The organism is Leifsonia sp. TF02-11 (assembly GCF_017565305.1).
In the GTDB taxonomy this organism is placed as follows: Bacteria; Actinomycetota; Actinomycetes; order Actinomycetales; family Microbacteriaceae; genus Leifsonia.
Genome location: NZ_JAGEKP010000014.1, coordinates 154,606 through 169,989 on the forward strand (window position 1 = coordinate 154,606; position 15,384 = coordinate 169,989).

Genomic DNA, 15,384 nt, shown 5'->3' on the forward strand with positions numbered 1-15,384 from the left:
TGTCGCATTCGGCGGTCACGCGTCCGTGACGCCGGCGAAACGCTGCCGCAACGTGGCGCACGTAGCCTCGCGGACGAGGAGCATACGGTGACAGCACAGCCCTACGTGACGGCCCTGAGTCGAGCGATCGCCGACCCGAAACCGGTCGACGGCCTCCCCGCGCGGTCGCCGATGGCCGGGCTCGACCGGCGGAGCCTCGGGTTCGTCGACGTGCTCGCGCAGTCCGTCGGCGCTGTCGCTCCGTCCGCAGCGGCAGCCACCTGTCCCGTCTTGGTCGCCGCGCGTGCCGGGTCGGGGACACTCGCGGCGTTCCTGCTCGCGGCGGTGCTCATGACGCTCGTCGCGTCGGCGGTCAACCAGTTCACGCGGCGCATGGCGGCGACCGGCTCGCTCTACACCTTCGCGGCGCGCGGACTGGGGGTGCGGGCGGGGTTCGCGACGAGTGCCGCGATGGTGGTCGGCTACGGCTTCGTCGCCATGTTCGCCCTGCTCGGCGCCGCCCACTACGGCCTGACCCTGCTCGCGCACGCTGCGCCGGGAATCACGGAGTCGCGGCCGCTGGTCCTGGCGCTGCTCGTCGCCTTCGGCGCCGTCTGCCTGCTGATCCTCTGGCGCGGCATCCGGCTCTCCACCCGCGTGACACTGGTCATCGAACTGCTCTCGATCGTCGGGATCTTCGTATTGATCGCCGTGCTGCTCGTGCGCGTGCCCGGGTCACTGTCCTGGAGCGTCGCGCTGCCCGGGAACATCGGCCTCCCGGAGCTCGCAGCGGGTACGACCGTCGCCGTGACCGCCTTCGTCGGGTTCGAGAGCGCTGCGACCCTCGGCGTGGAGTCCCGGCGGCCGTTCGCCACCATCCCGCGCACGATCCGCTGGACCGTCATCGCAGCCGGCGTGCTCTACGTGCTGTCGGCCTACACACAGCTGGCCGGCTACGACACGTTCGGCGGCGACCTCGCCGCCGCGGAGAACCCCGTCAACGACCTCGCGGCGCGTGCCGGGGTGGAGTGGATCGGCCTGCTGCTCGACGCGGCGCTGGCGTGCTCGTTCCTGGCCTGCGCCCTCGCCTCCACGACGGCTCTCGCCCGCGTCGTGTTCTCGCTCGGGCGGGAGGGGATCGCGCCCCGCGCGTTCGGCCGCACGCACCCCCGGCACCGCACTCCGCACGTCGCGCTCGCCGTGGGCATCGCCGTGGAGGTCGCCGTGCCGGTAGCCCTGGTCGCTGCGGGGATGAGCGCCTGGGACGCGATGGGCGTCATCGTCGTGTGCGCCGCCGCCGGCTACATGACCGCGTACACGCTGGTGTGCGTCGCCACGCCGTTCTTCCTGCGGCGGATCGGGGAGCTGACGGCGTGGCCGGCCGTCGCGGCGGCAATCGCCGTACTCGGGCTGGTCGCGGCGCTGGGTCTGGACCTCTGGCTGGAAGTCTCGGGCACCCGGACACTCGCGGTCGTGCTGCTGGCCGTGATGGCGCTGATCGCGTGGGCGTTTTACGTGTTCTGTCGGCGGAGGCGCCCGGAGGCGCTCGGCCGCATCGGGCTCTACGACGAGCCGACGACGGGGGACGTGCTCGGCGGGTCGCCGTGAGCGCTGTGCCGGAGCTGAGCGGACGTCAGCCCGGGGCCGTGCACAGCGCACTCGCGGTGCTGGAGGAGGTCGCGCGCTCCGGACCGGGGATCACCGCCCAGCAGCTCTCCGCCCGCCTCGGTCTGCCGCGCGCCACCGCCTACCGACTGCTCAACCTGCTCGTGCAGGACGAATACCTGGTGCGCATGCCCGACCTGCGCGGTTTCGCGCTCGGTCGCAAGGTGGCAGAGCTCGCCGACGTGGCGCGGGCGCAGGACGCTGCCGCCAACGCACACCAGGCGGTCGCCGAGCTGCGGGCCCAGATCCGCGGCGGCGTCCATCTCGCCGTCTACCGCGAGGGCCGCGTCGTGCCGGTCGATGTCGACCCGGACTTCCCCCTCTCGGACCCGAAGCGCATCGGCAGCGACCTGAGCGTGTCCGCCCTCGGCCGTCTTCTGCTGGCCGAGCAGGCCGCACGGACGATCCCGTCGCCGACTCGCTATGCGGCCCAGGAGGGCGAGCTCACCCCCGGCTTCGGCTGCCTCGCGGTGCCGGTGCGCGACGCCGATTCGTACCTGATCGGCGGCCTCGCCCTAGCATTGCCCGCCGCGCGGCTGGCGGACCGGGACGCTCTCGTCTCGCTCGTGGCCGGAACGGCGGCGACGTTGGGCGGCCTGTTGCCGCGGCGGTGAGGCCGGTGCCGAGATGCCCGGCGCCTCAGGCGCCCTCCTTGGCGATCGCCGCGTAGATCCCGCCCGTCGCCGCCAGCAGGTCGGCGGGCGCCAGCTCCACGTCGAGCCCGCGCCGGCCTCCCGAGACGAAGACGGTGTCGAAGAGCTGTGCGGTCTCGTCGACGACCGTGACGTGCTGCGTCTTCTGGCCGATGGGGGAGATGCCGCCCACCACATAGCCGGTGCGCCGCTCGGCCACGGCCGGGTCGGCCATTCCCGCGCGCTTGGCGCCCACCGCGGCGGCCAGCGCTTTCAGGTCGAGCATCCCCGTCACCGGGACCACGCCGACCACGATGCCCAGCTCGGTGTCGGCCAACAGGGTCTTGAAGACTCGCTCGGGATCGACCCCGAGCGCCTCGGCCGCCTCCAGACCGTACGAGGGAGCGGCCGGATCGTGCTCGTAGGGGTGCAGGGTGAACGGGATGCCCGCGGCGGCGAGCGCGGTCGAGGCAGGGGTGCCCGCCCCAGCGGAACGTTTTGCCATCAGGACGCGGCCTCTGCCGTCGTGCCCGCCGGCGCCTCCACGCGCGGCCCGTTGGCCCGGTAGAGCTGCATGGACGTCCCGCCGACCGTGCGGATGGCTCCCGGCTCGAGCTCGATGCCGTCTTCGGCGATCGGCACCTCCGTGGCGCTGTCCCACAGCAACTGGTACGACGTGACGCCGGGCGCCACCGGGAGCGACACCTCCACGTCGTCCTCCACGCCGTGCACGATGAGCAGCACCCGGTTGAACTCCTCCTTGTCGGGGGTGGAGGCCGCGAGGTACTGCAGGGTGCGGTTCTCCGGCGAGTTCCAGTCCTCGTCGTCCATGAGCGCGCCGGTGGCGTCGTACCAGTCCATGTGGCTGGCGTTCGGCGTCGTCTGCCCGAGCACCGCGAACCGGCTCGGGCGCAGTGCCGGGTTCTCCCTGCGCAGCTGAAGGAGCCTGCGCGTCGTGTCGAACATCTCGCGCTGCTCGCGCGTGCGCAGCCACGACAGCCAGGTGAGTTCGCTGTCCTGGCAGTAGGCGTTGTTGTTGCCGCGCTGGCTGCGGCCGTACTCGTCGCCGGCCGTGATCATCGGCACTCCGGCCGACAGCAGCAGCGTGCCCATCAGGTTGCGCATGGCTTTGTGTCGGTCGAGCAGGACGCTCTCGTCGTGCGTCGGTCCCTCCACGCCGTGGTTGAACGAGCGATTGTTGTCGGTGCCGTCGCGGTTGTCCTCGCCGTTGCCGAGATTGTGCTTGACGTTGTACGCGGTGAGGTCGGCCATCGTGAAGCCGTCGTGGGCCGTGACGAAGTTGATGGAGGCCAACGGGCCGCGCTCGGGGGAGAACGTGTTCGACGACCCGGCGAGGCGAGTGGCGAACCCGCCGATGCCGATGGGCGCCTGGCCGTTGCGGCGCGCGTCGGCGATGTCGGCCAGCCAGAAGTTGCGCACGCGGTCGCGGTAGCGGTCGTTCCACTCCGACCAGCCGTCGGCGAAGTTGCCGGTCTGCCAGCCGCCCATCCCCACGTCCCACGGCTCCGCGATGAGCTTGACGCCGGAGAGCACCGGGTCGGCGAGCATGGCGGTGAGCAGGGGATGGTCGCGGTGGTAGGCGAGATCCTCCCCGCGGCCGAGCGTCACGGCGAGATCGAAACGGAAGCCGTCGACCTGCACTTCGTCGGCCCAGTAGCGCAGCGAATCCAGCACCAACCGCTGGGGAACCGGGTGGCCGAAGTCGACCGTGTTGCCGACCCCGGTGACGTCGATGTACACGCCGTCGGCGTCCTGGCGGTAGTAGGTGGCGTTGTCGAGGCCGCGGAAGCTGGTGCGCGGCCCGCCGATGCCCTCTTCCGAGGTGTGGTTGTAGACCACATCCAGAATCACCTCGATGCCGGCCTCGTGGAGCAGCTTCACCATCCCCTTGAACTCGCGCAGCACCCCCTCCGGACCCTCGGCCTGCGCTTCCCGCGTCGCGTAGGGTGCGTGCGGGCTGAAGAAGCCCAACGTGTTGTAACCCCAGTAGTTGGTCAGACCCTCGCGGATGAGCCGCTGCTCCGAGGTGAAGGCGTGCACGGGCAGGAGCTCGACGGCGGTGATGCCGAGGTGCTGGAGATACCCGATGGTGGACTCGTGCGCCAGGCCGGCGTAGGTGCCGCGAAGCTCCTCCGGCACCTCCGGATTCTGGCGGCTGATGCCGCGCACGTGCGCTTCGTAGACCACCGTGTGGTCGAGCGGCGTGCCCGGCTTGCGCGAGTCGCCCCAGTCGAAGCCGTCCGACACCACGGTCGAGCGCCACTCCTCCGGTCCGACCCGCGTGAGACCGCGCGCGTACGGGTCCAGCAGCAGCGTCTCCGGGTTGAACATGTTCTGCGGAGACGCCGGACCGGAGGCGCGGATGGCGTACAGGCTGCCGACCTGGAGGCTGCGCGAGCGGCCCAGCCAGACGTTGTTCGCATCCCGGTGCATCTCGACGGTCTTGGTGCGCCAGTCGGGGTCCTTCGGATCGAACAGGCAGAACTCCATCGCGTCGGCGTGCTCGGAGTAGACGCGCAGCTCACCGCCGTGCGGACCGATGCGGACGCCCAGGTTGCGCAGAGGATCGACGGGAGTCATGCGTTCTAGAGTAGTGACACACCGTGCCGCACCCTGAGGAGGCCCCGGTGCCCGTCTATCTCGACCACGCCGCCACCACGCCCCTACGCCCCGAGGCGATCGCCGCCTTCACCGATGCGTTGGGGCTCGTCGGCAACCCGTCGAGCATCCACAGCCAAGGCCAGCAGGCCAGGCGGATGCTCGAAGAGGCGCGTGAGGCGGTGGCCTCCACCCTGGGCTGCGACCCGATCGAGGTGGTCTTCACCTCCGGCGGCACGGAGGCGATCAACCTCGCGGTGAAGGGGATGTTCTGGGCGCGCAACGCGGAGCGCGCCCATCCGCGCATCCTGGTGCCGGGAGGGGAGCACCACGCCACGCTCGACGCGGTGGAATGGCTCGAGCGCGCAGAGGGCGCGACGGCTGACTGGCTGCCGCTCGACTCGGAGGGGCGCGTCGAGGCGGACGCGGTCCGATCGGGCCTCGCGGCGCCCGACGACATCGCACTGCTGACGTTCCTGCAGGTCAACAACGAGGTGGGCACGATCCAGCCGGTCGGCTCACTCGCCGCGCTCGCCGCAGCGGCGGGTGTCCCGGTCCACGTCGACGCGGTCGCCGCGTACGGGCACCTCCCGATCGACTTCCGAGGCTTCGGGGTCGACGCCCTCAGCGTGTCGGCGCACAAGATCGGCGGGCCCGTCGGGATCGGCGCCCTGGTGCTGGCCAGGACCTCCGCCGTCGTGCCGCTCATCCACGGCGGCGGCCAGCAGCGCCAGGTGCGCAGCGGGACGCAGGACGTGGCGGCGGCCGTCGCCTTCGCCGCCGCCGCGCTCGCCGCGGAGGCCGAGCGCGTCGACGAGGCGCAGAGGCTCTCGGCCTTGCGCGACCGCCTGATCCGCGGGGTGCGCGAGGCGGTCCCCGAGGCGGTGCTGAGCGGGCCGGAGCCCTCGACCGGCGAGCGGGTGGTCTCCAACGCGCACTTCGTCTTTCCCGGCGCCCAGGGCGACTCGCTGCTCTTCCTGCTCGATCTGGCCGGGGTCTCGGTGTCGACAGGGTCGGCCTGCCAGGCGGGCATCCCGGAGCCGTCGCACGTCCTGATCGCGATGGGGCGCAGCGAGCAGGAGGCGCGGGGCGCGCTGCGGTTCACGCTCGGCCGCACGTCGACCGAGGCCGACGTGGACGCCCTGCTGCTGGCGCTGCCCGGCGCGTACGCGCAGGCGTCGCGGGCCGGTCTCGCAGAGCGGGCGCCCGGCGGCCGTACAGGAGCCCCGGCGTAGACTCTCCTGGTGCGAGTTCTGGCAGCGATGAGCGGTGGCGTCGATTCCGCCGTGGCGGCGGCGCGTGCCGTCGAGGCCGGCCACGACGTCGTCGGGGTGCACCTGGCGCTCAGCCGGATGCCCGGCACGCTGCGCACGGGCAGCCGCGGCTGCTGCACCATCGAGGACTCGATGGATGCCCAGCGCGCGGCCAATATCATCGGCATCCCGTACTACGTGTGGGACTTCTCGGAGCGGTTCAAGCTCGACGTGGTCGACGACTTCATCGCCGAGTACAGCGCGGGACGCACGCCGAATCCGTGCATGCGCTGCAATGAGCGCATCAAGTTCGCCGCGCTTCTCGAGAAGGCTCTCGACCTCGGTTTCGACGCGGTCTGCACCGGCCACTATGCGAGCATCCTCACCGATGCGGACGGCAACCGTGAGCTGCACCGCGCGAGCGCGTGGGCGAAGGACCAGTCGTACGTGCTGGGCGTGCTGACGAGCGACCAGCTGGCGCACGCGATGTTCCCGCTCGGTGCTACGCCCTCCAAGGCGGAGGTACGGGCGGAGGCGGCGGCGCGCGGGCTGAGCGTCGCCAACAAGCCGGACTCCCACGACATCTGCTTCATCCCCGACGGCGACACGCGCGGCTGGCTCGCGGAGCACGTCGGTGCGGCGCAGGGCGACATCCTCGACCGAGAGGGCAACCGGCTCGGCTCGCACGAGGGGGCGCACGCGTACACCGTCGGGCAGCGCAAGGGGCTCAACATCGGCTACCCGTCACCAGACGGCCGACCGCGGTTCGTGCTCGAGGTGCGGCCGAAGGACAACACGGTCGTCGTCGGCCCCAAGGAGGCGCTCGACATCGCCGAGATCGCCGGGTCGCGCTACACCTGGGCGGGCCTGCCGCCCGCCGACCTCGAGACGCCTTTCGCGTGCGAGGTGCAGATCCGCGCGCACGCCGACCCGGTGCCGGCGGTGGCCCAGGTCCGCGACGGCGAGCTGGTGGTACGGCCGGACGAGCCGCTGAACGGCGTCGCCCCCGGCCAGACGGCCGTCGTCTACGTCGGCACGCGCGTGCTCGGCCAGACCACGATCGACCGCACGGTCTCGGCCGTCCCTGCCTGACGGCGCGCGCCCACAACTCCGGAGTCACGGCGCGACACGCCACTGGGGTGTCAGTACTTCCGGAAGATGTGCCGGAATCGCGGCCGGATCTCCGGAACTCCGGACACCGTAGGGACACGGCGACGGGCGGCTACTCCGGAGATGTGGCGGAATCGCGACCGGATCTCCGGAACTCCGGACGCTGCAGCAGCGTGTCGCCCCGACCTCCGGAGTTGCCGACCGTGCCCTCCACCGGTGTCGGAGCTCGTCCCTAGAATTGCTGTGTGAGCGACATCTCTGAGACCGGCGAGCGACCGATCGAATTCGACGGCCTCGACTTCGAGGCGGCGCGCGTCGAGGCGCAGCGTCTCGCCGACCGCATCGACACCGCACGCATGGCCTACTACGGCGACGGTGACTCATCGCTCTCCGATGCCGAGTACGACGCCGACTTCCACCGCCTGGAAGACCTGGAGCGCGTGTTCCCGGAGCTCGCGGGACAAGACAGCCCGACCCAGCAGGTCGGCGCCGCCATCGTCTCCGCCGGGTTCCCGGAGCACGAGCACGCCGAGCGGATGCTGAGCCTCGACAACGTCTTCTCGATCGACGAATTCCGCGACTGGGCGGCCAAGACCCAGTCGGCGGCCGGGAGGCCGGTCCGCTGGCTCAGCGAGCTCAAGATCGACGGTCTCGCGATCAGCCTGGCCTACCGCGACGGCGTGCTCGAGACGGCGACCACGCGCGGCGACGGCCGGGTGGGCGAAGACATCACCGAGAACGTCGACTGGGTGCCGGCGATCCCGAGGCGACTCACCGGGTCCGGGTATCCCGCGTTCTTCGAGGTGCGGGGCGAGGTCTTCCTCCGCACGGCCGACTTCGAAGCGCTCAACGAAAGGCAGCACGCCCTGCAGGCCGCCTTCGCCGAGCAGGAGCGGGCGAAGGGCAAGCCCGACGAGGCGATCAAGACCCGCTATCCCGAGTTCGCGAACGCGCGCAACACCGCCGCGGGCAGCCTGCGGCAGCGCCGCGAGAAGAAGAGCGCCGTCGAGCTGGAGCTGATGCGGGACCGCCTGGGCCGGTTGTCCCTCTACCTGCACGGCATCGGCGCCTGGCAGCATCCCGAGGTCGCCGCGCAGTCCGAGATCTACGGCCTGCTCGCGAGCTGGGGACTGCCCGTCTCGCCGCACTCCCGCGTGTTCGACTCCGTCGATGAGGTCGCCGCATACATCGCCGATCGCGGCGAACACCGGCACGACGTCGAGCACGAGATCGACGGCATCGTGGTCAAGGTGGACGAGCTCGCCCTGCACGACGAGCTCGGCGCCACGAGCCGGGCACCGCGCTGGGCCATCGCCTACAAGTACCCGCCGGAGGAGGTCTACACGACGCTGCTCGACATCGTCGTCAGCGTCGGCCGCACCGGCCGGGCGACTCCGTTCGCCGTGATGGAGCCGGTCACCGTGGCCGGCTCGACCGTCCGCCAGGCCACGCTGCACAACCAGCAGGTCGTCCGCGCGAAGGGAGTGATGATCGGCGACAGGGTCGTCCTCCGCAAGGCGGGCGACGTCATCCCGGAGATCCTGGGGGCGCTCGAGCAGGAGCGCGACGGCACACAGATCGAGTGGCACATGCCCGAGAACTGCCCGGAGTGCGGCACCCGACTGGCACCGGCCAAGGAGGGCGACATCGACCTCCGCTGCCCGAATGCGGAGTTCTGCCCCGCGCAGGTGCGCGGACGCGTCGAGCACATCGGCTCGCGCGGCGCTCTCGACGTGGAAGCGCTCGGCGAGGTCGCCGCAGCGGCCCTCACGCAGCCGCGCGTGCCGTCGCGGGCTCCGCTGCCCACGGAAGCCGGGCTCTTCGGCCTCACCGTGAGCGACCTCTTCCCGATCGAGGTGGTCGTCCGCGATTCCGAGACCGGGCTGCCCAAACTCACGGAATCGGGCGCCGAGAAGGTAGACGCACCGTTCCGCCGTCGTCGCCAGAAGAAGGACGGTCCGTTCGACCCCGGAGCGGCCGAGTTCGGCGGTGACGAGAACTTCGTGCCGTCCAAGCCGGCCCTCGACCTGATCGCGAACCTCGCCGCGGCGCGGACCAAGCCGCTCTGGCGCATCCTCGTCGCGCTGAACATCCGCCACGTCGGCCCGGTCGCTGCGCGCGCTCTCGCCGACCATTTCGGATCGCTCGACGCGATCCGCTCCGCGACCCGCGAGGAGCTCGCAGCGGTCGACGGTGTCGGCGGCATCATCGCGGACGCCGTGCTCGCCTGGTTCGAGGTCGACTGGCACCGCGAGATCGTCGAGCGCTGGGCCGCTGACGGCGTGCAGTTCGCGACGCCCGGCCACGCCGGTCCCGGCGCCCAGGCCGAGGCCGGCGGGGTCCTCTCCGGGCTCACCATCGTGGCGACCGGCTCTCTCGACGGCTTCACCCGGGAGGGGGCGCAGGAGGCGATCATCGCCGCGGGCGGCAAGGCCGCCTCGAGCGTGTCAAAGAAGACCGACTTCGTAGCAGCCGGTCCCGGCGCGGGTTCGAAGCTCGCGAAGGCCGAGGAGCTGGGGGTCCGGGTCATCGATGCTGCGCAGTTCGCGATCCTCGTCGAGAAGGGACCTGACGCGCTGGGGGAGTAGAGTCGGTCAGTTTGTGGACAGACCACAAGTTATCCCCCTGAATCGGGGGTAGAACGACCATCCGTCCACCGCGTTGGTGCCGGTAGAGTCGAGGTGTGCGCTCGCCCGGTGCACACGCAAGGGCTTAGCTCGCTCGCTCTCGGAGGGACCCGGACGGAGTGCTGGTCGGCTTTGCAGCAGCTTCCATCGTCACCTCGGTCGTCACAGGACTGACCGGGGCCTTCGTCATGCCCGCGGAGAGCGCTCACGCGGCGGTCGCGCCCGTCGCGGCGGTGCCGTCCATCGACGCCGGCTCCCTCGGCCGGACCGCGATCGATCCGGCGTCGGTCGGCGACGCGCCGGCGAGCTCGGGCTCGGCCGGCGCCGCGGCCGCGAGCCGGAGTGCCGCGGCCGTCTTCAGCTCGATCCAGGCCGTCGACCCTGCCGCCCTCCCCGGGTTCCTCAGCGCGCACGCGAAGGACCTCGACCGGTTGCTGGTCGACCCGCCCGCCGCGGCGAGCGTCAACCAGCTGTGGAAGCTCCTCGACCCCGCCCGGCAGGCGGAGCTCGTCACGATCGTGCCGCACCTGGTCGGCAATCTGGAAGGCGTGCCCTACGACGTGCGGGGCAAAGCGAACCGCCTCGACCTGGAACGCACGATCAACTCAGCCCAGAAGGCGCTGCGCACCGAACGGGGCAAGGCCGCGCGGGTCGCCCTGAAGCGCCAGCTCACCACGCTCGGCAACGTGAAGGCGGCGCTCACGAAGAAGGACGGCGTCGCCCGCACCCTGGTGTCCCTCGACGCGTCGGACGAGGCCAAGGCGTCCATCGTCATCGGCGATCTGAGCACGGCCAGCTATGTGAGCGTCCTCGTGCCGGGCATGTACATGGCCGTCGGTGAGCAGATCGTGGCCTGGTCCGCCGTCGCACAGGACCTGTACGACCAGCAGACCGCCTTCCTCGGGCGCCTCGGGGGAGCCGGCACGACCAAGCACACACCCCGTGTCGCCGTCGTCGCCTGGATCGGCTACCAGACCCCGGTCCTGACGAACATCGGCGGCCTCGACCTGGCTCGGCAAGGGGCCGACAGCCTCGAGCGGACGCTGCTCGGCATCCAGTCGCTGCGCGCGTCGAACCCGCCGTACCTGAGCGTCCTCGCGCACTCCTACGGGTCGACCGCCGCGCTGCTCGCCCTGGAGCGCGGAACGGTGAAAGTCGACGCGCTCGCCCTGATGGGGTCGCCGGGATCGGACGCCCAGTCGGTGAAGCAGCTCGGCGTGCGCGAGGGCAACGTGTTCGTCGGGGAGGCGCCGATGGACCCGATCGTCAACAGCGCGTTCTTCGGCAGCGACCCGGGTTCGCCGTCGTACGGCGCCAAGCCGATGGGCGTCGGCGGTGCGGTGGACCCGATCACGCACCGCACTCTCGCCGGGTCGAGCGGCCACAACGAGTACTTCACCGCCGGCACGGAGTGCATCCGCAACCTCGCGCTGATCGGCATCGACCGGGGCGATCTCGTCCTCGCCGGCGGTTCGTCGGCGCGGGCCGCCTCCTCGCGCTGATCGGCGGCAACGGCGCGGTCCGTCGACCGACGGGGGCGGTCCGTCCCGCTCACCATAGAATTGGTTCGTCCATCCAGAAACCAGCACGGAGACGCATGTCCGAAATCAGCGCAGAACAGGTCGCGCACCTGGCGAACCTCGCCAGGATCGACCTCAGCCCGGAAGAGATCGAGAGCCTCACCAGCGAGCTCGGCCAGATCGTCGAGGCGGTCGCGAAGGTGCAGGAGGTCGCCGGTCCCGACGTTCCCGCCACGAGCCACCCGCTTCCGCTCACCAACGTGTTCCGCGCCGACGAGGTGCGGCCGTCGCTGACGGTGGAGCAGGCGCTCTCCGGAGCTCCGGCGCGCGAGGGCGATCGCTTCAAGGTCGCCACCATCCTGGACGAAGACTGAGCCGAGGAGCGACCGACATGACCGATCTGACCAGGCTCTCCGCCTCGGCCCTCGCCGACCTGCTGACCGTGGGCGAGGTCTCCTCCGTCGAGGCCACGCGCGCCCACCTCGACCGCATCGAGTCCGTGGACGCCGACGTGCACGCGTTCCTGCACGTCGCGGGCGAGAACGCGATCCGCACCGCCGCCGAGATCGACGGCCGCCGTGCGGCCGGCGACCCGCTCGGCGCGCTCGCGGGCGTCCCCGTCGCCATCAAGGACGTGCTCGCCACCCACGACATGCCGTCGACCTCGGGGTCGCGCATCCTCGAGGGCTGGATCCCGCCGTATGACGCGACGGTGGTGCGCAAGCTGCGCGAGGCCGACCTCGTGCCGCTCGGCAAGACCAACATGGACGAGTTCGCGATGGGCTCCTCCACCGAGCACTCGGCGTACGGGCCGACCCGCAACCCGTGGGACCTCGAGCGGATTCCCGGCGGTTCCGGCGGCGGTAGCGCCGCGGCGGTGTCCGCGTTCGAGGCGCCGTTCGCTCTCGGCTCCGACACGGGCGGCTCGATCCGTCAGCCGGCCGCCGTCACAGGCTCCGTCGGCGTCAAGCCGACCTACGGCGGCGTCAGCCGCTACGGCGCGATCGCGTTGGCGAGCTCGCTCGACCAGGTCGGGCCGGTGTCCCGCACCGTGCTCGATGCCGGCCTGCTCCACGACGTGATCGCGGGCCACGACCCGTTCGACTCGACGTCGCTGACGGACACGTGGCCGTCGATGGCCGACGCCGCCCGCGCGGGACTGCGCGACGACGCGCTGCGCGGCGTCCGCGTCGGCGTGGTGCGCGAGCTGAACGGCGCCGGCTTCCAGGCCGGCGTCAAGCAGCGCTTCGACGAGGCGCTGGCGCTCCTGCAGGACGCGGGTGCCGAGATCGTCGAGGTCGACGCGCCGAGCTTCGAGTACGCGGTCGCGGCCTACTACCTGATCCTGCCGGCCGAGGCCTCCAGCAACCTGGCACGCTTCGACTCGGTGCGGTTCGGCCTGCGGGTGAATCCGGAGGAGGGTCCCGTCACGGTCGAGCGCGTGATGGCCGCGACCCGCGACGCCGGCTTCGGCACCGAGGTCAAGCGCCGCATCATCCTCGGCACCTACGCACTGAGCGCCGGCTACTACGACGCCTACTACGGCTCGGCGCAGAAGGTCCGCACGCTCATCCAGCGCGACTTCTCCGCCGCCTTCGAGAAGGTGGACGTGCTGGTCAGCCCGAGTGCCCCCACGACCGCGTTCAAGTTCGGTGAGAAGCTCGCGGACCCGATGGCGATGTACCTCAACGACATCACCACGATCCCGGCGAACCTCGCAGGCGTTCCCGGCATGGGCCTGCCGATCGGCCTGGCCCCGGAGGACGGCCTCCCCGTCGGCATGCAGCTGATGGCGCCGGCGCGGGCCGACGCGCGGCTGTACACGATCGGCGCAGCGCTCGAGCGGCTGTTGGAGCAGCAGTGGGGCGGCCCGCTGCTCAGTCAGGCGCCTGATCTGAGCGCCACCGAGATGTTCGCGAGCGAAGAGGGAGCGGTCTGATGGCCAAGGCCCAGCTGATGGATTACGACAAAGCCCTCGAGCTGTTCGAGCCCGTGCTCGGGTTCGAGGTGCACGTCGAGCTGAACACCGCGACCAAGATGTTCTGCGGCTGCGCCAACGAGTTCGGCTCCGGTGCCAACACGAACACGTGCCCGACCTGCCTCGGGCTGCCCGGCGGACTGCCGCAGGTCAACGAGAAGGCGATCGAGTCGAGCATCCGGCTCGGCCTGGCCCTCGGCTGCGACATCGCCGAGTCGAGCCGGTTCGCGCGCAAGAACTACTTCTACCCCGATCTGGCGAAGAACTTCCAGACGTCCCAGTACGACGAGCCGATCGCCCACGACGGCGCGGTGACCATCGAGCTGGAGAACGGCCGTGAGCTGCGCATCGAGATCGAGCGCGCGCACATGGAGGAGGACGCGGGCAAGCTCACCCACATCGGTGGCGCGACCGGACGTATCCAGGGTGCCGACTACTCGCTCGTCGACTTCAACCGCGGCGGCGTGCCCCTCGTCGAGATCGTCACCAAGATGATCGAGGGCGCCGAGGGCGATGCACCGGAGGTCGGCCGCACGTACGTGCGCGCCATCCGCGATCTGGTCAAGGCGCTCGGCGTCTCCAACGCACGAATGGAAGAGGGCAACGTGCGCTGCGACGCGAACGTGTCGCTCCGCCGTCGCGGCTCCTCCGAGCTCGGCACGCGCACCGAGACGAAGAACGTCAACTCGCTGCGTTCCATCGAGCGCGCCGTGCGCTACGAGATCCAGCGACAGGCTGCGATCCTCGAGGCAGGCGGCACGATCGTGCAGGAGACCCGGCACTGGCACGAGGACACAGGGACGACCTCCGCCGGCCGGCCGAAGTCCGACGCCGACGACTACCGGTACTTCCCCGAGCCCGACCTCGTTCCTGTCGCGCCGAGCCGCGAGTGGGTTGAGGAGTTGCGCGGCACGCTTCCTGAGGCGCCAGCCGCCCGTCGCAAGCGTCTCACCGCCGAGTGGGGCTTCACCGCGCTCGAGTTCCAGGACGTGGACAACGCCGAGCTGCTCGACGAGCTGGAGGCGACCATCGCCGCCGGTGCGACCCCGGCGGCCGCGCGCAAGTGGTGGACCGGCGAGATCGCCCGCCTCGCGAACGCCCAGGGCGTCCCCGTTGGCACGCTGGTGAGCCCGCAGCACGTCGCGGAGCTGGCCGCCCTGGTCGACGCCGGCACCCTCACCGACCGCCTGGCCCGCCAGGTGCTCGAAGGGGTCGTGGCCGGCGAAGGCGCCCCGCAGGAGGTCGTCGACGCCCGCGGGCTCGCGGTGGTCTCCGACGACGGCGCCCTGATCGCGGCCATCGACGAGGCGCTGGCCGCCCAGCCCGACGTGCTGGAGAAGATCCGCGACGGCAAGGTCCAGGCCGCCGGCGCCGTGATCGGCGCGGTGATGAAGGCCATGAAGGGCCAGGCCGACGCCGCGCGCGTGCGCGAGCTGGTGCTGGAGCGCGCCTCCCAGTGACCGTGACGGTCGAGCGGGTCACGGACGCGAGCGCTGCCGCATCGGCGGCGGCGCTCGTGTCCGTCCTGATCGACACGGTCGCCTCGGGAGCGAGCGTGGGCTGGGTCGAGCCTCCGACGGCGGAGGAGGCTACGGCTTGGTGGTCGGCGCTGTTCGACGACCCCGACGCCGAGACCTGGGTCGCCCGCGACGGCGAGCGCGTCCTCGGGACGATCACGCTCGTGCGCGCCGCCAAACGCAACGGCCCGCATCGCGCCGAGGTGATCAAGCTGATGGTGCACCGGGACGCCCGCGGCCGTGGTATCGCGCCCGCACTGATGGCGGAGCTGGAGGAGTTCGCCACTGCGAGCGGCCTGAGCCTCCTCGTCCTCGACACCGAGACCGGCAGCCTGGCCGAGTCGCTGTACACGCGCTGGGGCTGGCAGACCGTCGGCGGCATCCCGGACTATGCGATCAGACCGTCCGGTGAGCTCGGCGGCACCACGATCATGTACAAGCGGCTCCCGGCTCGAAGTGGGGGAACACGCGCGCTAGCGTAGGC

Annotated in this window: 12 protein-coding genes; 10 read left to right on the forward strand and 2 right to left on the reverse strand. The window is 71.2% G+C overall.

Features of this window, described 5'->3' with window-relative positions; translation table 11 throughout:
- Positions 1-87: 87 nt before the first annotated feature.
- Both JNB50_RS17745 and JNB50_RS17750 read left to right on the forward strand, forming a co-directional pair.
- Positions 88-1,587, forward strand: coding sequence for an APC family permease (locus tag JNB50_RS17745; RefSeq protein ID WP_307794783.1), 1,500 nt, complete (start codon positions 88-90; stop codon positions 1,585-1,587).
- Positions 1,584-2,258 (forward strand): helix-turn-helix domain-containing protein, encoded by a 675-nt coding sequence (locus JNB50_RS17750; protein WP_208041488.1) that lies wholly within the window; start codon positions 1,584-1,586, stop codon positions 2,256-2,258. The genes JNB50_RS17745 and JNB50_RS17750 overlap by 4 nt, the downstream gene beginning before the upstream one ends.
- A 25-nt stretch (positions 2,259-2,283) precedes the next feature.
- Here the strand turns inward: JNB50_RS17750 and ybaK are convergent, their stop codons facing one another.
- On the reverse strand, positions 2,284-2,781 hold the full coding sequence (gene ybaK, locus JNB50_RS17755) for a Cys-tRNA(Pro) deacylase (protein ID WP_208041489.1): 498 nt from the start codon (positions 2,779-2,781) through the stop codon (positions 2,284-2,286).
- Complete coding sequence (gene glgX, locus JNB50_RS17760) at positions 2,781-4,877, reverse strand: glycogen debranching protein GlgX (RefSeq protein WP_208041490.1); 2,097 nt, start codon at positions 4,875-4,877, stop codon at positions 2,781-2,783. Before glgX ends, ybaK begins: the two co-directional genes overlap by 1 nt.
- 47 nt (positions 4,878-4,924) lie before the next feature.
- Here glgX and JNB50_RS17765 point away from each other — a divergent pair, with 47 nt between their 5' ends.
- The 8 genes from JNB50_RS17765 (at position 4,925) to JNB50_RS17800 (ending at position 15,382) form a co-directional block, all read left to right on the forward strand.
- Entirely contained in the window at positions 4,925-6,130 is a 1,206-nt protein-coding gene (locus tag JNB50_RS17765; RefSeq protein ID WP_208041491.1) for a cysteine desulfurase family protein, read from the forward strand.
- Between the two features lie 9 nt (positions 6,131-6,139).
- A complete protein-coding gene (gene mnmA / locus JNB50_RS17770; RefSeq protein WP_208041492.1) occupies positions 6,140-7,240 on the forward strand; it encodes a tRNA 2-thiouridine(34) synthase MnmA in 1,101 nt (366 codons plus the stop codon).
- A 272-nt stretch (positions 7,241-7,512) separates the two neighbouring features.
- Positions 7,513-9,846, forward strand: a complete 2,334-nt coding sequence (gene ligA, locus JNB50_RS17775; protein WP_307794788.1) for an NAD-dependent DNA ligase LigA — start codon at positions 7,513-7,515, stop codon at positions 9,844-9,846.
- Between the two features lie 158 nt (positions 9,847-10,004).
- Complete coding sequence (locus tag JNB50_RS17780) at positions 10,005-11,387, forward strand: alpha/beta hydrolase (RefSeq protein WP_307794784.1); 1,383 nt, start codon at positions 10,005-10,007, stop codon at positions 11,385-11,387.
- A 95-nt stretch (positions 11,388-11,482) separates the two neighbouring features.
- On the forward strand, positions 11,483-11,779 hold the full coding sequence (gene gatC, locus JNB50_RS17785) for an Asp-tRNA(Asn)/Glu-tRNA(Gln) amidotransferase subunit GatC (protein WP_055920103.1): 297 nt from the start codon (positions 11,483-11,485) through the stop codon (positions 11,777-11,779).
- A 17-nt stretch (positions 11,780-11,796) separates the two neighbouring features.
- On the forward strand, positions 11,797-13,344 hold the full coding sequence (gene gatA, locus JNB50_RS17790; RefSeq protein WP_208041493.1) for an Asp-tRNA(Asn)/Glu-tRNA(Gln) amidotransferase subunit GatA: 1,548 nt from the start codon (positions 11,797-11,799) through the stop codon (positions 13,342-13,344).
- On the forward strand, positions 13,344-14,843 hold the full coding sequence (gene gatB, locus JNB50_RS17795) for an Asp-tRNA(Asn)/Glu-tRNA(Gln) amidotransferase subunit GatB (protein ID WP_208041494.1): 1,500 nt from the start codon (positions 13,344-13,346) through the stop codon (positions 14,841-14,843). Before gatA ends, gatB begins: the two co-directional genes overlap by 1 nt.
- The gene (locus JNB50_RS17800) at positions 14,840-15,382 is read left to right on the forward strand and encodes a GNAT family N-acetyltransferase (RefSeq protein ID WP_208041495.1); all 543 of its coding nucleotides are present in this window, start codon (positions 14,840-14,842) and stop codon (positions 15,380-15,382) included. The genes gatB and JNB50_RS17800 overlap by 4 nt, the downstream gene beginning before the upstream one ends.
- Positions 15,383-15,384 lie beyond the last annotated feature (2 nt).

Coding starts and splice junctions, on each gene's coding strand:
- glgX (WP_208041490.1), bottom strand. CDS start 4,877: ATGACTCCCGTCGATCCTCTGCGCAACCTGGGCGTCCGCATCGGTCCG.
- ybaK (WP_208041489.1), bottom strand. CDS start 2,781: ATGGCAAAACGTTCCGCTGGGGCGGGCACCCCTGCCTCGACCGCGCTC.
- gatC (WP_055920103.1), top strand. CDS start 11,483: ATGTCCGAAATCAGCGCAGAACAGGTCGCGCACCTGGCGAACCTCGCC.
- gatB (WP_208041494.1), top strand. CDS start 13,344: ATGGCCAAGGCCCAGCTGATGGATTACGACAAAGCCCTCGAGCTGTTC.
- gatA (WP_208041493.1), top strand. CDS start 11,797: ATGACCGATCTGACCAGGCTCTCCGCCTCGGCCCTCGCCGACCTGCTG.